The organism is Rhizobium nepotum 39/7 (genome assembly GCF_000949865.1).
GTDB classification, from domain to species: Bacteria; Pseudomonadota; Alphaproteobacteria; order Rhizobiales; family Rhizobiaceae; genus Agrobacterium; species Agrobacterium nepotum.
The window spans coordinates 193,367-212,269 of the sequence record NZ_JWJH01000009.1 but is presented as its reverse complement, the minus strand read 5'-3'; the positions used below and the strand labels follow the sequence as shown (position 1 = coordinate 212,269).

Annotated in this window: 19 protein-coding genes; 11 read left to right on the top strand and 8 right to left on the bottom strand. The window is 59.2% G+C overall.

Annotated features, from left to right (window positions below; genetic code table 11):
* The 5 genes from RS75_RS26255 to RS75_RS11850 all read right to left on the bottom strand — a co-directional run.
* A partial coding sequence (locus tag RS75_RS26255; RefSeq protein WP_152643125.1) for an ATP-binding cassette domain-containing protein occupies positions 1 to 131 on the bottom strand: 131 nt, incomplete at its 3' end.
* A 12-nt stretch (positions 132 to 143) separates the two neighbouring features.
* The gene (locus RS75_RS11865; protein ID WP_045020568.1) at positions 144 to 968 is read right to left on the bottom strand and encodes a carbohydrate ABC transporter permease; all 825 of its coding nucleotides are present in this window, start codon (positions 966 to 968) and stop codon (positions 144 to 146) included.
* A 12-nt stretch (positions 969 to 980) separates the two neighbouring features.
* Positions 981 to 1,853 (bottom strand): carbohydrate ABC transporter permease, encoded by an 873-nt coding sequence (locus RS75_RS11860; RefSeq protein WP_045020567.1) that lies wholly within the window; start codon positions 1,851 to 1,853, stop codon positions 981 to 983.
* A gap of 71 nt (positions 1,854 to 1,924) precedes the next feature.
* Complete coding sequence (locus RS75_RS11855; RefSeq protein ID WP_045020565.1) at positions 1,925 to 3,202, bottom strand: D-tagatose-bisphosphate aldolase, class II, non-catalytic subunit; 1,278 nt, start codon at positions 3,200 to 3,202, stop codon at positions 1,925 to 1,927.
* Positions 3,199 to 4,206, bottom strand: coding sequence for a tagatose kinase (locus RS75_RS11850; protein ID WP_045020562.1), 1,008 nt, complete (start codon positions 4,204 to 4,206; stop codon positions 3,199 to 3,201). The genes RS75_RS11855 and RS75_RS11850 overlap by 4 nt, the downstream gene beginning before the upstream one ends.
* 310 nt (positions 4,207 to 4,516) lie before the next feature.
* Between RS75_RS11850 and RS75_RS11840 the strand changes: the two genes are divergently transcribed.
* The 10 genes from RS75_RS11840 to RS75_RS11795 all read left to right on the top strand — a co-directional run bounded on the left by RS75_RS11840 (position 4,517) and on the right by RS75_RS11795 (position 14,788).
* The gene (locus tag RS75_RS11840; protein WP_045020560.1) at positions 4,517 to 5,830 is read left to right on the top strand and encodes an ABC transporter substrate-binding protein; all 1,314 of its coding nucleotides are present in this window, start codon (positions 4,517 to 4,519) and stop codon (positions 5,828 to 5,830) included.
* A gap of 180 nt (positions 5,831 to 6,010) precedes the next feature.
* Positions 6,011 to 6,781 (top strand): galactitol 2-dehydrogenase, encoded by a 771-nt coding sequence (locus RS75_RS11835; protein ID WP_045020558.1) that lies wholly within the window; start codon positions 6,011 to 6,013, stop codon positions 6,779 to 6,781.
* Positions 6,782 to 6,797: 16 nt separating this feature from the next.
* Positions 6,798 to 7,808, top strand: coding sequence for a D-altritol 5-dehydrogenase (locus RS75_RS11830; protein WP_045020614.1), 1,011 nt, complete (start codon positions 6,798 to 6,800; stop codon positions 7,806 to 7,808).
* A gap of 116 nt (positions 7,809 to 7,924) precedes the next feature.
* Positions 7,925 to 8,938, top strand: coding sequence for a LacI family DNA-binding transcriptional regulator (locus RS75_RS11825; protein ID WP_045020557.1), 1,014 nt, complete (start codon positions 7,925 to 7,927; stop codon positions 8,936 to 8,938).
* 263 nt (positions 8,939 to 9,201) lie between these two features.
* Positions 9,202 to 10,560 carry an NAD(P)H-dependent oxidoreductase gene (locus tag RS75_RS11820; protein WP_045020555.1) on the top strand — a complete coding sequence of 453 codons (1,359 nt, stop codon included), beginning with the start codon at positions 9,202 to 9,204 and terminating at the stop codon, positions 10,558 to 10,560.
* A gap of 17 nt (positions 10,561 to 10,577) precedes the next feature.
* A complete protein-coding gene (locus tag RS75_RS11815; protein WP_045020612.1) occupies positions 10,578 to 10,880 on the top strand; it encodes a putative quinol monooxygenase in 303 nt (100 codons plus the stop codon).
* Positions 10,871 to 11,794 carry an NAD(P)-dependent oxidoreductase gene (locus tag RS75_RS11810; protein ID WP_152643124.1) on the top strand — a complete coding sequence of 308 codons (924 nt, stop codon included), beginning with the start codon at positions 10,871 to 10,873 and terminating at the stop codon, positions 11,792 to 11,794. Before RS75_RS11815 ends, RS75_RS11810 begins: the two co-directional genes overlap by 10 nt.
* A gap of 21 nt (positions 11,795 to 11,815) precedes the next feature.
* A complete protein-coding gene (locus RS75_RS11805; RefSeq protein WP_045020554.1) occupies positions 11,816 to 12,811 on the top strand; it encodes a DctP family TRAP transporter solute-binding subunit in 996 nt (331 codons plus the stop codon).
* A gap of 141 nt (positions 12,812 to 12,952) precedes the next feature.
* The gene (locus tag RS75_RS11800) at positions 12,953 to 13,504 is read left to right on the top strand and encodes a TRAP transporter small permease (RefSeq protein ID WP_045020552.1); all 552 of its coding nucleotides are present in this window, start codon (positions 12,953 to 12,955) and stop codon (positions 13,502 to 13,504) included.
* Between the two features lie 3 nt (positions 13,505 to 13,507).
* Positions 13,508 to 14,788, top strand: coding sequence for a TRAP transporter large permease (locus tag RS75_RS11795; RefSeq protein WP_045020551.1), 1,281 nt, complete (start codon positions 13,508 to 13,510; stop codon positions 14,786 to 14,788).
* 25 nt (positions 14,789 to 14,813) lie between these two features.
* Here the strand turns inward: RS75_RS11795 and RS75_RS11790 are convergent, their stop codons facing one another.
* Both RS75_RS11790 and RS75_RS11785 read right to left on the bottom strand, forming a co-directional pair.
* Positions 14,814 to 15,710: a LysR substrate-binding domain-containing protein gene (locus RS75_RS11790; RefSeq protein ID WP_045020550.1), complete on the bottom strand. Its 897-nt coding sequence runs from the start codon at positions 15,708 to 15,710 to the stop codon at positions 14,814 to 14,816.
* 90 nt (positions 15,711 to 15,800) lie between these two features.
* The gene (locus tag RS75_RS11785) at positions 15,801 to 16,997 is read right to left on the bottom strand and encodes an MFS transporter (protein ID WP_045020549.1); all 1,197 of its coding nucleotides are present in this window, start codon (positions 16,995 to 16,997) and stop codon (positions 15,801 to 15,803) included.
* Positions 16,998 to 17,120: 123 nt separating this feature from the next.
* Between RS75_RS11785 and RS75_RS11780 the strand changes: the two genes are divergently transcribed.
* On the top strand, positions 17,121 to 17,975 hold the full coding sequence (locus RS75_RS11780) for an AraC family transcriptional regulator (RefSeq protein WP_045020607.1): 855 nt from the start codon (positions 17,121 to 17,123) through the stop codon (positions 17,973 to 17,975).
* Here RS75_RS11780 and RS75_RS11775 read toward each other — a convergent pair.
* The gene (locus tag RS75_RS11775; protein WP_200893629.1) at positions 17,972 to 18,868 is read right to left on the bottom strand and encodes a helix-turn-helix domain-containing protein; all 897 of its coding nucleotides are present in this window, start codon (positions 18,866 to 18,868) and stop codon (positions 17,972 to 17,974) included. The two genes, RS75_RS11780 and RS75_RS11775, sit on opposite strands and share 4 nt — an antisense overlap.
* Positions 18,869 to 18,903 lie beyond the last annotated feature (35 nt).

Genomic DNA, 18,903 nt, shown 5'->3' with positions numbered 1-18,903 from the left:
GTCGACTTGCCGCAGCCGGACGGGCCGACGAAGACGACGAACTCGCCGTCATGGATATCGAGATCGATCGACGGGATGACTTTGGCCTCGCCGAAGAGCTTGGACACGTTCTGAAGGGAAATGCTGCCCATGATTGTCGTTCCTTATTTCACGGCGCCAAAGGTGAGGCCACGCACGAGTTGTTTCTGCGAGAACCAGCCGATGACCAGAATGGGGGCGATCGCCATCATCGAGGCGGCCGAAAGCTTGGCCCAGAACAGCCCCTGCGGTGAGGAGAAGGAGGCGATGAAGGCCGTCAGCGGTGCCGCATTGGTGGTCGTCAGCCGGATGGTCCAGAAGGATTCGTTCCAGGCGAGGATGACGTTCAGAAGCAGCGTCGAGGCAATGCCGGGAACCGCCATCGGGGTCAGCACATGCACGATCTCGTTCCAGAGCGAGGCACCGTCCATGCGCGCGGCTTCAAGGATCTCACCGGGGATTTCGCGGAAGTAGGTGTAAAGCATCCACACCACGATCGGCAGGTTGATGAAGGTGAGCATGACGGTGAGCCCGATGCGGGTATCGAGCAGGCCGGCATTGCGGAAAAGCAGGTAGATCGGCACCAGCACGGCAACGGCCGGCATCATCTTCGTGGAAAGCATCCACATCAGAATATCCTTGGTGCGTTTGGTCGGCGAGAACGCCATGGCCCAGGCGGCGGGAATGGCGATGATCAGCGCGATGATCGTCGAGCCGAGCGACAGCACGACCGAGTTCATGAACGGCTTGAAGTAATCACGCTGGGTCTGCACGGTGATGTAGTTTTCGAGCGTGCCTGACGGAATGAGGCTGAAGCCTGAGATCGCCTCCGGCTCGGTCTTGATCGAGGTAAGGAAGGCATAAAGGATCGGGAAGAACAGCAGAAGCGCCACCGCCCATGCCGCGATGGAAAAGCCGATCTTTGCGCGTGTCGTTGTCCTGCGGGCCATGGCTGTGTCTCCTTAACGGTCGAGGTTCTTGCCGACGGCGCGCATCAGGAAGATGGCGACGATATTGGCGAGCACGACGGCGATGATGCCACCGGCCGATGCGCCGCCGACGTCGTAACCGAGAAGTGCGGTGCGATAGATCAGGAAGGCAAGGTTGGTCGAGGCATAACCCGGGCCGCCATTGGTGGTGACAAGGATTTCCGCATAAACGCCGAGCAGGAAGATCGTCTGGATGAGGATGACGACGGTGATGGCGCGCGACAGGTGCGGCAGCGTCAGATAGACGAAGCGGTTGATGAAATTGGCGCCATCCATCTCGGCCGCTTCCCTCTGCTCGCCATCGAGCGACTGCAGGGCGGTGAGCAGGATCAGCGTTGCAAAGGGCAGCCATTGCCAGGCGACGATGATGATGATGGAGAGCAGCGGAAACTGCGCGAACCAGTCGATCGGCTGCAGGCCGAAGAAGCGGGACAGATCGGCCAGCACACCGTAACCGGGATGCATGATCATGTTCTTCCACACCAGTGCTGCGACAGGCGGCATGACGAAGAAGGGCGAGATGATCATGATGCGCACGATGCCCTGGCCAAAGATGTCCTGGTCGAGCAGAAGCGCAATGGCAATACCGCCGATGACCGTGATCAGAAGCACGCCGCCGACGATGGCCAGCGTGTTGAAGATCGACTGGAAGAAGGCGGGATCAGTATAGAAATACTGGTAATTGAACAGGCCCGCGAAGCTGACATTGGCGGGGTTGAGGAGATTGTAGTTCTGGAACGAAAACCACAAAGTCATCGCCAGGGGCACGATCATCCACACCAGAAGCAGCAGCACCGAAGGCGCAAGCATCACCCGCGCCAAGCCGCTCGTGTTTCGTGTTGCCATTTGTAGTCCCCTCCCTGACCAATACCCGCGACGCCTCCGCCGGGGCATCCGAATTTAACTTGAGGATTGTCTCAGTGGCGACCTTCGCCCGTCGCCGCATGGTAGGTCGCAAGCACCTGATCCACCGCCGCGACCAGAACCTCCTCCATATTCTTACCTGCAACCATGGAGAGCGGAAACTCGCCGAGGTATTGGCGTAGCAGGGTTTCGGGAATAGTCTTCCCATCAAGCGCCTTCTGCAAGGCGGAAACGGCCGCGAGCGCCTCGGGCCTTGTCCAGTAATAGCGAATGCGGTCGCTGTAGCTGTAGTGACGCTGCAATCTGAGCGTGATGTCATCACCATGGTAATGACCCTGCCAGTGACCGGGCGCGCCGAGCATCAGCTGTTCCATGGTCCGCGCCAGTGGCCGGTCGCCATAGTCGCCGACCATCTCGGATGCGATCATATCGAGAGCGTAAAGTGCTTCGCGGTAAGCGAAGGTCAGCCCCGGACCGACTTTCAGGATCGGATATCCATCGCGTACTAGGGCGGCAAGTGCAGGCCTCGTTTGATAATCCGTCGAGTGTGCCTCGAAGACCAGTTGCGGTTCGCCGTCCAGCACTGCGCTGAGTGCCGTGGCCGCCTGTGGATTGTAAGCGACGACATTGTCGCTGCCGAATTCCACGCCGGGCTGCACGACAAAGGCGATGACCCGTTCGAACGCATCGGAAAGACCGTGCTGCGCGAATATCTCACGGTGAAGGTCGATGGTCTGGCGCGCCGCCTGAGGCTCCGTGGGCGCTACCGTGTCGAGCACGTGATCGGCGCCGCCGGGCACCGGCACTTCGGTGCCGAGAATGTAAAGCGGTTTTGGCAGGCCAGCCTCGGCGGCGGCCTTTTCGGCGACAGCCGCGAGTTTCGCGGCGCGGTTGGCAATCGTCACGTCATCCAGTGCGGCCGGCTCACCGGCGCAGCCCATCGACGCATCCAGATGAATCTTGCAAAAACCAGCTGTTACATAGGCGTCGACCATGGTGGCTGCTTTTGTCAGCGCGTCCTCTGCTTTCTCCCTGCGCCAGGGATTGGGGCCGAGATGATCGCCGCCGAAAATCATGAGTTCGCCGGGCAGTCCTTCTTCCTGCGCAATACTGTTGACGAAGGCAACGAAGTCGCGCGGCGTCATGCCGGTATAACCGCCGAGATGATTGACCTGATTGCAGGTGGCCTCGATTAGCACGGCTGTTTGACTGGCAGCTGCGCGGCGGATTGCAGCGCGCAGAACAACGGGGTGGGCAGAGCAGACCGAAGTGATGCCTGCGGGCTTGCCGGCACGGCGCGCGGCGGCGAGGTTTTCCAATATGGCGGTCATCTGGCTTCTCCGGAAATTTGTGCGGCCATGAAGGCGTCGAGTTCGGAAAGGCTGGCGGCGCCCTCCATCGGGCCGCGCCTGATAACGTTGTGCGCACCTGATGCATTGGCATAAGCCAGCGCCTGTTCGGGATGCATGCCGAGGCGGCGGCAGGTGAGGTAGGTTGCACCGAAACAGTCGCCCGCACCGGTCGGGTCGATTTCGGAGACCATCAGTCCGGGAGCGTCGATGCGGCCATGGGCGCGGCTGAAGTGGCTTGCCCCGCCTGCGCCGCGTTTCAGCACGATCTCACTGATACCGGAGGCGAGGAGCTTTTCTATCGCTGCGTCCTCGTCATCCAGACCGGAGGCGGCTTGAAGTTCTTCGCCGGAAGGCAGCAGAAGGTCAGTGACATCAAGGAGATCATCGATCAGCTTGCGGCCCTCGTCATCCTGCACCAGTTCCTTGCGGATGTTCGGATCGAAAGACACCGAACCACCGCGCAACTTGACGCTTTTGATCGCCTCCAGAATGATCTCGCCGATACCGGCAATCGCAAACGCCGATCCCATCACGTGCACATGGCCTGCCTGTTCGATGAGAGCCTGCGCTTTATCAGTCATGTGCGTTTCGCGCGCTGCGGAATGGGCGATGTTGAAAACGAAGTCCCGCGCGCCGTTCTCCCTGTAGCGGACGAAAGCGCTGCCGGTCGGCCGGTCAGCTATGGTGGCGATCGCCGATATGTCCACGCCGTCACGGCGCAGCCGCTCGATGTTGAGGCGGCCGAAATCGTCATCACCCACCGCCGCGATAATGCCGGCGCTGCCGCCGCAACGTGCAACCTGATCGATGAAGATGGCGGGAGCGCCGCTCGGAAAGGGGCCGATCAGTGCTTGCGGCTCGAGAAAGCCATCCCCCACTGTCGTCGCCATGATTTCCACGAGGATTTCACCCGCCGTAATGGTCGGGCCTTTCGTATGCGGCGCCAGTGCGGATACCTGCCTCATCGTCTCCTCCATATGCATTCGGCTCCCATCTTTCCGGTGGGTGCGAATCCCGGCATCCCGGCTCTGTTATTTTCCGGATATCAGTTAAAATTTACGCGCGTCAAGATATTTATTGACGAAAGTTTTGTTGCGATGCAGCAAGTAAAGTGGGTTATGTATTTATTTTTTATGACATTATAGGCTTTAAAACAGCGAGTTATAGCAATATATCCAAGCTTTCTCACGTCACCGTTTATATTGGGATGTTGACAAGTGGCGAGATTTTGCGAGATAAAAATTTACGCATGTATTGTTATGCGTGGACATCCGTAAAGGAGGAGCGGGTCTCATGAGAAAATTCATTGGAATTCTGTCGGCGTCTGTGGTCGGAGCGGGCCTTTTGGCCGGACTTGCGCAGGCGGAAGAAATCAACATCGCCACTGTCAACAATGGCGACATGATCATCATGCAGAAGCTTTCCAGCGCCTGGGAGAAGGAAACAGGAAACAAGATCAACTGGATCGTGCTGGAAGAGAATGTTCTGCGCGAACGCGTCACCACCGATATCGCCACCAATGGCGGCCAGTTCGACATCATGACCATCGGCGGTTATGAAGCACCGATCTGGGGCAAGCAGGGCTGGCTGGCACCAGTTGATGATCTCGGCGACGATTACGATTACGCCGATCTGCTCGATCCGATCAAGAAAGGCCTGACGGTGGACGGCAAGCTCTATGCCGTGCCGTTTTATACCGAAAGCTCGTTCACTCTCTACCGCAAGGACCTGTTCGACGCGGGCGGCCTGAAGATGCCTGATAATCCGAGCTACGACCAGATCAAGGACTTTGCGGCCAAGCTGACCGACAAGTCGAAACAGCAATATGGCATTTGCCTGCGCGGCAAGCCGGGCTGGGGCGAGAACATGGCTTTCCTCGGAACCATGATCAACACCTATGGTGGGCGCTGGTTCGACATGGAGTGGAAGCCGCAGCTGACGAGCGAGCCGTGGAAAAAGGCGATCTCGGACTATGTGGCGCTGATGACATCTTACGGCCCCCCCGGTGCAGCCACCAACGGCTTCAACGAGAACCAGACACTGTTCGCATCCGGCCATTGCGCCATGTGGATCGACGCGACCTCGGCTGCGGGACGCATTTACGATCCCAAGCAGAGCCAGGTAGCCGACAAGACCGCTTTCACGCGTGCTCCGGTAGAGGCAACGCCGAACGGGTCGAGCTGGTCGTGGTCATGGAACCTTGCAATTCCGAACACCACGAAGAAGCTCGAAACCGCCAAGTCATTTGTCAAATGGGCGACCTCGAAGAACTATGTTAAGACGGTCGGCGAAAGCGAAGGCTGGGTCGCCGTGCCGCCGGGCACGCGCAAATCCACCTATGAGCTGCCGGAATACAAGAAGGCTGCGCCCTTTGCGGATACGGTGCTGAAAGCCATCATGTCCGCCGATCCGTCGAAGCCGACAAAGGATCCAGTTCCCTATACCGGCGTGCAGTTCGTCGCCATACCGGAATTTCAGTCCATCGGTACGATTGTCGGCCAGCAGATTGCGGCAGCACTCTCCGGCCAGCAGACCGTCGATACGGCGCTCGAAGGCGCACAGAAACAGGTTGAGCGTGACATGACCCGCGCGGGCTACATCAAGTAGCCGCGTCCTCCCGGCGTGCCGCCCGTTCGCTTTCCGGCGGCGGGCGGTATGGGCGGGGTGTGGGCCGCAGCGCCTGCTTCCTCATTCCTGTGACAAGACAGGAATGAGGAGATGGTAAAAATTGCATCTAACAACAAACGAGCATGGCCGAGTTGCCCGCCATGCATCACGGAGATCGACATGAGATTGAAGAACAAGGTCGCGCTGATTACCGGCGCCGCCCGCGGCATCGGCCTTGGTTTTGCACAGGCTTTCGTCGCTGAGGGTGCAAAGGTCATCATCGCCGATATCGATATTGCCCGGGCGACCGCTTCTGCAGCCGCCATCGGCCCTTCCGCCAAGGCCATGCGGCTGGACGTGACTGACCTTGGTCAGATCAATGCCACGGTGAAGGCGGTGGATGAGGAATTCGGCGGCATTGATATTCTCGTCAACAATGCCGCGATCTTCGATATGGCGCCGATCAACGGCATTACCGAAGAGAGTTATGAGCGGGTTTTCGACATCAATCTCAAGGGGCCGCTTTTCATGATGAAGGCCGTCTCCAATGTCATGATCGCGCGCGCACGCGGCGGCAAGATCATCAACATGGCGAGCCAGGCCGGTCGGCGCGGGGAGGCGCTCGTCACGCTTTATTGCGCTTCCAAAGCGGCGATTATTTCCGCCACGCAGTCGGCGGCGCTGGCGCTGGTCAAACACGGCATCAACGTCAATGCGATTGCACCTGGTGTCGTGGATGGCGAGCATTGGGAAGTGGTCGATGCGCATTTCGCCAAATGGGAAGGATTGAAGCCGGGTGAGAAGAAGGCGGCGGTGGCCAGATCCGTGCCGATTGGCCGTTTCGCCACGCCGGATGATATCAAGGGCCTTGCAGTTTTCCTCGCCTCTTCCGACAGCGACTATATTCTCGCCCAGACATATAATGTCGACGGCGGCAACTGGATGAGCTGAAAAGCCGGAGATGACCATGCATGCCATTCAATTCGTCGAGAAGGGACATGCCGTGCTTACGGACGTGCCCGTCGCTGATCTGCCGCCGGGGCATGCCCTTGTCCAGGTCAAGGCTTCGGGGCTGTGCCATACCGATATCGACGTGCTGCACGCGCGTTACGGTGACGGTGCCTTTCCCGTCATTCCGGGGCATGAATATGCTGGCGAGGTTGCGGCCGTGGCTTCTAATGTCACGGACATCAAGGTCGGCGACCGGGTTGTCGTCGATCCCAATCTGCCCTGTGGCACCTGCCCCAGTTGCAGGAAAGGGCTTGCCAACCTTTGCAGCACGCTGAAGGCCTATGGCGTTTCCCATAATGGCGGCTTTGCGGAATTCAGCGTGGTGCGCGCCGACCAACTGCACGGCATCGGTTCCATGCCCTACGATGTTGCGGCGCTGGCCGAACCGCTCGCCTGCGTCGTCAACGGTATGCAGAGCGCGGGCATTGGCGAGAATGGGGCGGTGCCGGGTAACGCGCTCGTTTTCGGTGCCGGCCCCATCGGCCTGCTGCTCGCCCTGTCGCTGAAATCACGCGGCATCGCGACGGTGACGATCGCGGACATCAACGAAAGCAGGCTGGCCTTCGCTGAAAGTCTCGGGCTGCAGACAACGGTTTCCGGGTCTGAGGCGCTGCTGCGGCAACAGAAGTCGTTCGATTTCGTAGCGGATGCGACCGGCATCGCAGCTGTTGCGGAAGCAATGGTCCCGCTGGTCGCGGATGGCGGCACGGCGCTGTTTTTTGGCGTCTGCGCGCCGGATGCCTGTATCTCGATTGCGCCTTTCGAAATCTTCCGGCGGCAGCTGAAGCTTGTCGGCTCACATTCGCTGAACCGTAATATACCGCAGGCGCTTGCCATTCTGGAAACGGATGGCGATGTCATGGCGCGGCTGGTGTCGCACCGGCTGCCGCTTTCGGATATGCTGCCGTTCTTTACGAAGAAGCCGTCCGATCCCGCCACGATGAAAGTGCAATTTGCAGCCGAATGATCGTTTGGCCGTTGATAACCGCATTCGACCGGCTTTTCGTGCGAAGGCCGGTCGATATAGAGTACCACATGTAATATTTCATGGGGGCAAGCACTTTGGCCAAATCTATCAGGACGATGGAAGAGTTTTCGGAATTCGTCGGCCTTTCCCGCCCGACTGTGTCGAAATACTTCAATGATCCGGCCTCGGTCCGCAAGAAGACGCGGGATGCCATCGAGGATGCGCTGAAGAAATCGGGGTTCAGGCCCAATATTTTCGCCGTCAACCTCAACCGCCGCCGCTCCAATATCATCGGCATCATCATTCCCAACTCGACCGACCCGTTCTACATGGCGCTGACAAGCCGTATCGAACTGATCGCCAACGAAGCGGGGTTCCTCGCCTTCGTGCTGTCGTCTGATGGAAAGGCGGAAATCGAAGACCGTGCCATCCGCACCTTCAAGTCGATGAATGTCGCAGGCGCGATCATCGCCCCGCTCGGCGTCAAATCCCACCGCGCAACGCTCGAGCAGCTCGCGGCCAGTATTCCGATCGTTTATGTCGACTCGCCACTCGACGAGACCTCGGCATTCGTCGGTACCGACAACCGCCAGAGTGTCGGGCTCATGGTTGACTACCTGTGCCGTTCGGGCGAGCCGCCCTGTTTCTTCGACATGCCGCAGGTCAATACCAACGCTGCAACACGCCGCACTGCCTACGTGGAGGCTATGCAGCGCCTCGGTTTCGAACCCCACGTCATCGACGTTCCGGACATAGTCACCTGGGATTTCGAGCGTTTCGCCTTTGATGAAGCGACGCGACGGCTGGACGGGATGGGGCTTCTGCCTTCGCGCACCATTTTATGCGCAAACGACCGTATCGCCTTCGGCGTCATTGCTGCCGCCTTTCAGAAGGGCATCAAGGTCGGTCATGGCGCGGATTACGACCTCAGGGTCGCCGGCCATGACGATCATCCGCTGTCGCGCTATGCCTGCCCGCCGATTACCACGGTGGCGCAGAATTATAACGAGATCGGCAGGCTATCGATCGAGCTTCTGTTGCAGAAGCTCAATGAGGAGGTGGATGGCACCACCCGGATGCGCGAGCGCATTCTTCTTAGCGCCGATCTGATGTTACGCAAATCGGCCTAGTGAATTGTAGAAAAACTAAACAAAAAATCTATTTTTCTAAATAGAACTAATATTTGAACGCTCCTACTCTATTCCCAAGGTTGCTTTGGGAGGCGACCGCGAGAGCCGGCGCAAAGGCGTGCCGGGATCCGGGAGGAACGCAGAAACGTCATGTTGCCGGTGCCGCGAGGGTATTTAGCCTTTGCAGCGGTGGTATCGCATGGCCTTCGCCGGGCAGACTGGAATCTCTCGCCAGGATTATCCCCAGCGAAGGATGTCAAAACATGAATCTCTATTCTCTTCTGTCAGCGCGTGCAGCCGGTGGTAAACCTGTGCGGGTCGGCCTCATCGGTGCGGGCAAATTCGGCTCCATGGTGCTGGCGCAGGCGCAGCGCATCGCCGGTTTCCATATGGTCGCCGTCGCAGATCTCAATGTCGGCAAGGCAAAGGAATCGCTGGATCGGGTCGGCTGGCCGAAGGAGCGTTATGACGCGGCGAGCTGCACAGAAGCGTTGAAGAGCGGCAAGACCTATGTGACTGATGATGTGAACGAGCTTTTCGCTTGCGGCGAGATCGAATGCGTCATCGAGGCGACTGGCCACCCGCTTGCCGGCGCGCGTCATGCCCTTGGCGCCATCGAACACAACAAGCATGTCGTCATGGTCAATGTGGAAGCCGACGTTATGGTCGGGCCGATCCTTGCGGAAAAGGCGAAGGCCAAGGGCCTGATCTATTCCATGGCCTATGGTGACCAGCCGGCTTTGATCTGCGAACTGGTCGACTGGGCGCGGGCCACCGGCTTTGAGGTTGTTTCTGCCGGCAAGGGCATGAATTTCGAGCCTCGCTATCGCTATTCGACACCGGATACAGTCTGGAGCTACTTCGGCTGGACCGATGAGGAAGTGGCCAAGGGCGATTTCAATCCGAAAATGTACAATTCCTTTACTGACGGTACCAAGGCGGCCATCGAAATGGCTGCGGTTGCCAACGGAACCGGTCTCGATTGCCCGGATGACGGTCTGGCGTTTCCGCCTGCCGGTCTACATGATCTTGCCCGGGTGTTTCGCCCTGCTGCCGATGGCGGCCGCATGTCGCGCTCCGGTCTGGTGGATATTGCAGCGAGCCAGGAACCGGATGGGCGCGAGGTGTTCAACAACATCCGCTACGGCGTCTTCGTCACCTTCAAAGCGCATAATGAATATGCCCGCGCCTGCTTCAAGCAATATGGCCTGCTGACCGACCCTTCCGGCTGGTATGCCTCCATGTGGCGTCCGTTCCACATCATTGGTCTCGAAACATCAATTAGCGTGCTTTCCGCCGTCCTGCGCAACGAGGCCACGGGTTGCTCAAAGGAGTTTCGCGGCGATGCGGTTGCGACCGCGAAGAAGGACATGCAGCCCGGCGAAATGTTGGATGGTGAGGGCGGTTACGCTGTCTGGGCGAACGCCATTCCGGCAACCCGCAGTCTCGACATGAAGGCGCTGCCGATCGGCCTTGCCCATAATGTCAAGCTGAAGCGCGCCATCAAGAAGGACCAGATCGTCAGCTTCGACGATGTTGAGCTGGTGAGTGACCTTGACGTGGTGAAACTTCGTCAGGACATGGAAAATCGCTTCCGTCCGGAAAAGGGCGCTGCTGCGTGATGGACGGAAAACGGGACATGTCAAATGGAGCTTTCGTAGTCATCGCGGAATTCCGGGTGAAGCCGGGTTCTATGGATGCCTTTCTCGACGCCGCGCGCGATGACGCGACACATTCGCTTCAGGATGAACCGGGTTGCCGCCAATTCGACGTCGTGCGTCCTGAGGCCGGAAACAATGTCGTGTTCTATGAGGTCTACGATAGCCGACAGGCATTCGAAGACCACCTGCAAACACCACATCTCGACCGCTTTCGCGAGGCGTTTCCCGCACTCATCGAAGAAGAATTGCCGGTACGTTTCCTGAACCGGCAATGGTTTTGAAGGTGGCAACCATGCAGGGCATCCGCGACATCGCAGTCATCGGCACTGGTATCATGGGTGCTCCCATGGCGGCGCGTCTGGCAGAAGCCGGTTTCTCGGTCAAAGCATGGAACCGCAGCAGTGAGAAAGCCGCTGCCCTGGCCGAAAAAGGCGTGACGCAGGCGGCAACGGCGGCTGATGCGGCGGCGCATGCGGATGTCGTGCTCTGCATGCTGAGTTCCGCTCCGGTTTGCGCCGAGGTCCTGCTCGGGGCTTCGGGGGGCGTTTCAGATATGAAGCCCGGCGCGGTGCTGCTGGTGATGAGTTCCATTCCCGTCGATAGCGCGGTGGAACAGGCAGAGGCGGCAAAAGCCTGCGGCATCAGATATGTCGATGCGCCTGTTTCCGGCGGTGAAAAAGGGGCAATCGAAGGAACGCTCGCAATCATGGCCGGAGGAGAGCAGGCGGATGTGGAGACGCTACGGCCGCTATTCGATTGCCTTGGCCGCGTCACCCATGTCGGTCCGGTGGGTTGCGGCTCGCTGGCCAAGCTTGCCAACCAGCTGATCGTTGCGTCCACAATATGCGCGGTCGCGGAGGCACTTACTCTTGTTGAAGAGGGTGGAGCCGATCCGGCGCAGGTTCGCCACGCACTGCTTGGAGGGTTTGCCGATTCCACCGTTTTCCGCCAGCACGGCAAACGCATGGTGGAGGGTGATTTCCGCCCTGGCGGGCCGGCGAAATATCAGGTGAAGGATACGTCCACGGCGTTGGCTTTTGCCAGAAGCCGGGGCCTTAAACTACCGGTCAGCGAGGAGGTTGACCGGCTGTTCCGCTCCATGGTCGAGCATGGTGCGGGCGAGCTTGACCACAGCGGCGTGATTCTTGAAATCAAACGCATGAATGCGTTCGGAGGAACGCTGGAAACTGTTTAGAGACAACAAAGGGAGGAACACATGAAAATTTCAAAACTTTACGGGCTGGCTCTGGCCGCCACCATGCTTGTCGCATCGATTGCACAGGCCGAAACGCTGACGCTTTCGACGCCGGATGCCGACAATTCCGAAATCACGCTTGCGGCAAACAAGTTCGCCGAGATCATTTCGAAAAAGACCGGCGGCAAGCTCAAGATCAAGGTGTTTGCGAACGGCACGCTTTATGGCGGCGATCCTTCGGCGGGTGTCAAGCAGCTGGCGGGCGGTTCGCTGGACATGCTCTTGAACTCAACATCGCTTTACGCGACGTTCAATCCGAAATTCACCGCCATCGCCATTCCCTACCAGTTCCGCGATATCGAACAGCTCCGGGTCTATCTCGACAGCGATCTCGGCAAGGAGCTTTCCAGCGATCTGAGCAAGATCGGCATTCTCGGGCTTGATCTCTGGTCGCGTCCACTGCGTCAGATCACCAATTCTAAGGCGCCGATCAAATCGCCGGCTGATTTGAAGGGTATGAAGCTGCGCGTGCCGAATAATCCGCTGTGGGTGGAGTTCTTCGGCGCCATGGGTGCTGCCCCGACGCCGATGGCCTTTGCCGAAGTTTACAATGCTCTCCAGCTCAAGGTCGTCGACGGGCAGGAAAATCCGGTCAACGTACCAGTCAGCGCCAAGCTTTATGAGGTTCAGAAGTATCTGACGATCAGCAACCACATCGCAGATGCCTGGGTGCTGGGCATGAACCCGGCCCGCTACGAAGGCCTTGAAGAGGGCTTCAAGACGGCGCTCAAGGAAGCCGCTGTCGAAACCGAGACCTGGAAGGCCGGCAACGACGCAGCCGATATCGACAAGTCGCTTGAAACGCTGAAGAAAAACGGCATGGAGGTCAATACGCTGACCGATGACGAGCGCAAGGCTTTCGTAGCTGTCGCGACCGGTCTTTCGGCGAAGTTCTCCGCGCTCGTGAAAGATCAGGCTTTCTTCGACAAGACGCAGTCTTTCCTCAAGACGAACTGACGTTTTACGCAAACGGAGGGCCGGGATTGCATCGATTGGCAGTCCGGCCGTTCCCGACGTCAGCAGGGGTTGCTTTGTCTTAACGGCGGGGTGGCATTCGTTTTACCGGATATCCGGTCTCAGCAGTGGAAGGGTATTGTCATGCGCGATACGAAACCGTCGGTGCTCGGCACCATCGTAAAAGTCATCGCCGATGTGGCAGCAGGGGCAGCCTGTGCCGGCATTCTCATCGTCGTTCTTCTTCAGGTGATCGGCCGCCTCATCGGAAGCCCGCTTCCCTGGACCGAGGAGGCGACGCGCTTTCTCTTCATCTGGATGGTTTTCCTCGGCCTTGCGGCCGGTTTCCGCACCGTTGAAAGCGCACGGGTCGTGGTTTTTCTGGTGCTGTTCCACCGGCTGTTCCGGCGGTTGGCGGTACCGATTTATGTAGGGTCGTCGGTTTTCTTCTTCGGCATGATGGGCTGGACAGGCCTGACCCTGGTGCGCCAGCAGATCATGATGAACGAAACCGCCGCCACCTTGCCCATCCCCATGTGGACCATCGGCATGGTTCTACCCGTCTCGGCCGTCATCGCCGTGCTGGCCATCATCGAATCGCTGCGCAGCAGGCGGGACCTGATCGCGCTCCCCGAGATCGGTATCCCCGCGGACGAGATCGCTCACGCCGATATCTCCATTTCAGCAGGACATTGAGCCATGTCGGTCTTTCTTCTCATCGCCTTTTTCGGTCTCAGCATGCTGGGTGTTCCGCTTGCCATTGCACTGGCGCTCGCCAGCGTCGGAACGCTGTGGCTTTTCACCTCCATGCCCATGGACCTACTTTCACAGACAATGTTCTCGTCGATGAACTCCTTCCTTCTCGTTGCGGTGCCGCTCTTTATTCTTGTCGGTACGGTGATGGAGAGAGGGCGTGTCGCCGAGCGCATTTTCGATTTCGCAGAGGCGATGGTTGGCTGGCTTCCTGGCGGTCTCGGCCACGTCAACGTCATCTCGTCGGTTATCTTCTCCGGCGTTTCCGGCTCGTCAGTCGCCGATATCGCCTCGGTGGGCGCAATCGAGATCAAGGCCATGGAGCGGCATGGATTTCCGAAGGGTTACGCCGTCGGCATGACGCTCTGCACCTCCACGCTTTCTTCCATCATTCCACCATCCATCCTGATCGTGATTGCCGGCTCCATCGCCAACGTGTCGATTGGCACGCTTCTCATTGCGGGGCTTGTACCCGGCCTCTTCATCGCGTTGGCTTTTCTGGTCTTCAATCACTTTTATTCGGTGCATTACGGCTATAACCCGCCAACGCCCTTCAACTTCCGCCTGGTGGTCGTCACGGGTCTCCGCGCAGTCCTGCCGATGCTCACCCCGCTCATCCTGATCATCGGCATCGCCAGCGGCCTGTTCACGCCGACGGAAGCGGCAGCCATCGCAGTCGTTTATGTGGCCGTTCTGGGTGTGCTGGTTTATCGCACGTTGCCGGTTCGGGAGCTGCCGGAAATACTGATCTCCACGGCGCGCATCTCGGGCACCATCCTGTTCATCGCCGCCACTTCGCAGCTGGCCGCCTGGGTGTTTACCTTTGATGGTCTGCCGGAGCAGGTCGCTGAGCTTTTGAAAGCGATGAACCTCGGGCCTATGACGGGAATGCTGGTGATCTTCGTGTTCCTGCTGATCATCGGCATCTTCATGGAGGCTATCCCCGCGATGTTCATCCTCATACCGGTGCTGATGCCGCCGGTTCAGGCGCTGGGTATCGACCCCATCCACTTCCTGATCGTGACGGTGATGACGCTGACGCTTGGGCTTGTGACGCCGCCGGTCGGGGTCTGCCTGTTTGCCGCAGCACAGGTGGCGAACATGAAGATCGAGGACGTCATTCGCGGTTCGCTGGCGCCGATGACGGTGCTGACGCTCGCCATCTTCGCGCTGGTGCTTTTCCCGGTGCTGACGCTCGGGCCGATACGGCTGATGGGTCTTTACTGAAGCGCAAAAATGCAGGCCTGAGAATTCAGACAACGCGACGGGTACGCCACTCGTCGCGTTGTTTTCGCATCCACTCCAGAAACACCAGCACCTTCTTCTGGCGCAGGTGAACATGCGGGCAGACGATCCATTGCGTCACCAGCCGGATGCGCGGCGCATCGATGACCGGACATGCGAGCGCACCGGTACTGAGTTCGCGCTCCATCATCAGCGTGCTTTCCAGCGCAATACCCATGCCTCCCGCTGCCGCGTCTATCGCCATGTGGCTGCGGTCGAACAGTACGCGCCGCCATCTCTTGTCGGAGTGAACGCCAGCCATTGGAAACCAGTGCGTCCATTGCGCCTGCGCCTTGACCGAATGGATGAGCCGATAGTCGAGAAGATCGTCGGCCCGAAGGCTTGCGGGTGCTGCATAGTCCGGAGAAGCGACCGGCAGAAACTCCTCCTCCACCAGCCCTTCCACGAACAGACCGGGCCAGCGTCCATCACCGTGGCGGAGTTCTATATCGACAAGCTCCTGCGAAAAGTCGGTGGGTTCGTTGGTGCCGTCGAGACGCACTTCGAGTTCGGGGTGTTCTTCCAGAAATGAGCCAAGACGCGGCAGGAGCCATTTGTTGGAAACGGTCGGCGTTGCCCGTATCGTCAGCGTCGTCACCGAGCGGAAGCCGCGAATGCTGTCGGTGGCATCGGTGATCTGCTCGATCTGGGCGGTGATCATCGAGAAATACCGTTCGCCCGCCTCGGTCAGCGTTACCTTGCGGCCGGTCCGTGCCATCAGCGTCGTGCCGAGCTGGCCCTCCAGCAACTGGATCTGCTGGGAAACGGCCGAAGGCGTAACGCTCAGTTCTTCCGCTGCCCGCGAAATGCTGCCCGCCCTTGCCGCAGCATGAAAAACGAGGATCGATTTTATCGGTATCTGCATAAGGCTGGTCTTCGCTCAACGAATTACGGCAGTCACCTGTTGATTAACACAGGTGACTGCCGTGACGAAACGCTTGAGAGCAAAGGGCGTTTACCGGTGGCTTGGCAATTTTGGCAAAAGCACGGTCAACAGGCCGAGCAGCGGCAGGTAGGAGCAGATGCGGTAGACGAACTCGATGCCTTCCTTATCCGCATAGACGCCGAGAACAGCCGCTCCGATGCCGCCGAAGCCGAAGGCGAAACCGAAGAACATGCCGGCGATCAGGCCAACGCGTCCGGGAACCAGCTCCTGCGCGAACACGACGATGGCCGAGAAGGCGGAGGAGAACACGAAGCCGATGACGACGACGAGAACAGTCGTCCAGAACAGGTTCGCATAGGGCAGCATCAGCGCGAAGGGAATGACGCCGAGGATCGAGAACCAGATGACGACGCGTGAGCCAAAACGGTCACCGATCGGGCCGCCGAAGAAAACGCCGGCTGCCGAAGCGCCGAGGAAGAGGAACAGCAGAACCTGCGCATCCTGCACACCCAGCCCGAACTTTTCGATGGTGTAGAAGGTGAAGTAGCTGGAGAGGCTGGCGAGATAGGCATTCTTGGTGGCGGTCAGAACCACCAGCACGCCAAGCGTCATCGCCACGGTGCCGCGTGCGAGCGGCAGGGTACGGCTGGCGGGAGCCTTGCCGACCGTTGCACGCCGGTGGCGCGTGTACCAGACGCCGACCCAGGACAGCACGATAAAACCAACGAGGGCGATCAGTGAAAACCAGCTGAGGCTAGACTGGCCGAGCGGGATGACGATGAAGGCGGCCAGCAGCGGGCCGATGGCCGTGCCGGTATTGCCGCCGACCTGAAAGAACGACTGCGCAAGGCCGTGGCGTCCGCCCGATGCCAGGCGCGCGACGCGGGAGGCTTCCGGATGGAAGATGGCCGAACCTATGCCGATGAGGCAGGCGCCTGCGACCAGAACGGCAAAGCTATGAGCGAAAGCGAGCGTGATGAGGCCGGCGCAGGTGGAAAGCATGGCGACGGGCAGGGAGAACGGCATGGGCCACCGGTCGGTCACCAGCCCGATGACTGGCTGCAGCAGCGATGCTGTTACCTGAAAGGCGAAGGTGAGCAGCCCGATCTGCATGAAGTCGAGCGCATAATTGGCCTTCAGCAGCGGATAAAGCGACGTCAGCAGCGATTGCATGATGTCGTTGAGCATGTGGCAGAAGCTGGCGGCTGCTATGATTGAAAACGCCGTGCGTTGCGGGTTGAACCCGGCGCTGGTGACGGTGGCCATGATGTATCCTCTCCAGATTCCCGGCGGGAGACGGGAAATGTGTCTTTCTTTCTTCCCGCTTTTATTCATATTGTTTCTGGCCTGCTTTCGTGTTCTGGACGAATTTCTTTGTGAATGGGCCAAATGGCAAAAATCAAATCGCTAAAGCCCGCCCGTCTGGCGGATGACGACCATGAGCGCAGCCTGAAATTGATCGACGGCACCAACGAGCCGGTGCTGGCGCTTCACCGTGCCTACCCCACGGGACACCGCACGCCGATCCACAGCCATGGCCGGGTGCAGATATGGTGCGCCCGCCAGGGCGTCGTGCTGGTCAGCACCGCTGCCGGGCGCTGGATGATACCGCCCGGTCATGGACTTATCATTCCCGCCGGGCTGAAACACGAGTCCGAGATCATCTCTACGGTGGAGATGCACTCGATCTACGTTCACCCCGATCTGTTTCACGCCGGGGCTCCAAGGGTGGTGGAAATAACCGATCTCGCCTCCAGCCTGATTTCGGAATTGCTGGGCGAGGAGATTCAGCCCGTTGCCTTTCATCGGCAGGGTCTGGTGCGGGCGCTTTTACTGGATGAGGTCAACCGCCTGCCGGAGCGGCCGCTCGGTTTGCCCTTTCCCAACAACCAGCGTCTGGCCGCTCTCTGTCGCGATTTTCTGAAAAAGCCGGTTGCGCGGGTGGAGATAGACGACTGGGCGGCGGCCATGGGTATCAGCCGGCGTTCGTTCACACGGCTGTTCCGCAAGGAACTGGGGCTTAGCTTCGTCACGTGGCGCCAGCAGGCCTGCATTTTTGCGTCGCTGCCGAGACTTGCGGCCGGGGAGGCGGTGACCAATGTGGCGCTTGATGCCGGTTATGAAAACATCCCGGCTTTCACCACCATGTTCCGGCGGATGCTCGGCAACTCACCCCGCGCCTATCGCAAGGCGGCAAGCCAGCGCGGTGTCGGTTTCGCCGACTTTGGAGAAATCGAGAACTAGGCGGCGGTTGCGCGCATGTCGCGGCGAAAATCGGAAGGCGACATGCCGGCGATCTGGCGGAATGCCTTGTTGAAGGCGCTAACGGAGCCAAAGCCGCTTTCCATGGCAATTTGCAGAATATTGTCCTTGCCGTTCATCAGCATCGCCTGCGCACGGGAAAGCCTGAGCAGGGTGAGATATTTGATCAACGTCATGCCGGTGGATTTGCGGAAGAGGTTCATCGCATATTTCGGATGAAGCGAGGCGGCCCGGGCAATCTCGGTTGCGTCGATGTCGTCGAGAAAATTCGCGGCGATGAAATCGCACATGCGCACCACCCCGATGGAAGGCGCAATGCTCTCGTCGTCTTTATCGCGTTTACCGTTGATAGCGGAGGATATGACGGAATAGGGCTCGAGGAACATCCGCTCGACCCTGAGCAGCAATTCCTCCACCGCGTGCTGCGCCTTGGCGGGATCGCCCGAGGTGACGTAACGGAACCAGCGGCCGAAGTTTTCCTCGTCGGCCCGGTCGGTCTCAGCGCTCACCATTGTTGCGCCACCCATCAGCAGGCTGGAAACCGCAGCCGGCAGCCGCATGCGGAAAAAATGGACGAGCGGCAGATGTGCGCCCGTATAAAAGGAATCGTCGGAGGAGCGGTCCATCTGGTGCGGCTGTCCGCCCCAGAAAATGCACATCTGGCCGGCATGGAGTGAAAGGTCGTGGTCGCCCATGCGGTAATGCACGGACCCGGACATGACGTAGTTCACCTCCACCTGCGCGTGCCAGTGCGGCCGCAGCATGATGGGCGGGTGGTTGTGAAAAAGCTGCAGCGTCGTCGGCATGCCTTCAATGCTGCTGGCGCCTGGCTGGTAGAAGGCTCTTTCGGCAATCTTACTTTCCGCCAAATCGATGTTCCCTTTGTACGAGACAGATTTCCTGCCGCCGA

Coding starts and splice junctions, on each gene's coding strand:
- RS75_RS11825 (WP_045020557.1), top strand. CDS start 7,925: ATGGAAGAGTTTTCGGAATTCGTCGGCCTTTCCCGCCCGACTGTGTCG.
- RS75_RS11830 (WP_045020614.1), top strand. CDS start 6,798: ATGCATGCCATTCAATTCGTCGAGAAGGGACATGCCGTGCTTACGGAC.
- RS75_RS11780 (WP_045020607.1), top strand. CDS start 17,121: ATGGCAAAAATCAAATCGCTAAAGCCCGCCCGTCTGGCGGATGACGAC.
- RS75_RS11795 (WP_045020551.1), top strand. CDS start 13,508: ATGTCGGTCTTTCTTCTCATCGCCTTTTTCGGTCTCAGCATGCTGGGT.
- RS75_RS11860 (WP_045020567.1), bottom strand. CDS start 1,853: ATGGCAACACGAAACACGAGCGGCTTGGCGCGGGTGATGCTTGCGCCT.
- RS75_RS11810 (WP_152643124.1), top strand. CDS start 10,871: ATGGTTTTGAAGGTGGCAACCATGCAGGGCATCCGCGACATCGCAGTC.
- RS75_RS11850 (WP_045020562.1), bottom strand. CDS start 4,206: ATGCATATGGAGGAGACGATGAGGCAGGTATCCGCACTGGCGCCGCAT.
- RS75_RS11855 (WP_045020565.1), bottom strand. CDS start 3,202: ATGACCGCCATATTGGAAAACCTCGCCGCCGCGCGCCGTGCCGGCAAG.
- RS75_RS11820 (WP_045020555.1), top strand. CDS start 9,202: ATGAATCTCTATTCTCTTCTGTCAGCGCGTGCAGCCGGTGGTAAACCT.
- RS75_RS11790 (WP_045020550.1), bottom strand. CDS start 15,710: ATGCAGATACCGATAAAATCGATCCTCGTTTTTCATGCTGCGGCAAGG.
- RS75_RS11800 (WP_045020552.1), top strand. CDS start 12,953: ATGCGCGATACGAAACCGTCGGTGCTCGGCACCATCGTAAAAGTCATC.
- RS75_RS11865 (WP_045020568.1), bottom strand. CDS start 968: ATGGCCCGCAGGACAACGACACGCGCAAAGATCGGCTTTTCCATCGCG.
- RS75_RS11785 (WP_045020549.1), bottom strand. CDS start 16,997: ATGGCCACCGTCACCAGCGCCGGGTTCAACCCGCAACGCACGGCGTTT.
- RS75_RS11840 (WP_045020560.1), top strand. CDS start 4,517: ATGAGAAAATTCATTGGAATTCTGTCGGCGTCTGTGGTCGGAGCGGGC.
- RS75_RS11835 (WP_045020558.1), top strand. CDS start 6,011: ATGAGATTGAAGAACAAGGTCGCGCTGATTACCGGCGCCGCCCGCGGC.
- RS75_RS11815 (WP_045020612.1), top strand. CDS start 10,578: ATGTCAAATGGAGCTTTCGTAGTCATCGCGGAATTCCGGGTGAAGCCG.
- RS75_RS11805 (WP_045020554.1), top strand. CDS start 11,816: ATGAAAATTTCAAAACTTTACGGGCTGGCTCTGGCCGCCACCATGCTT.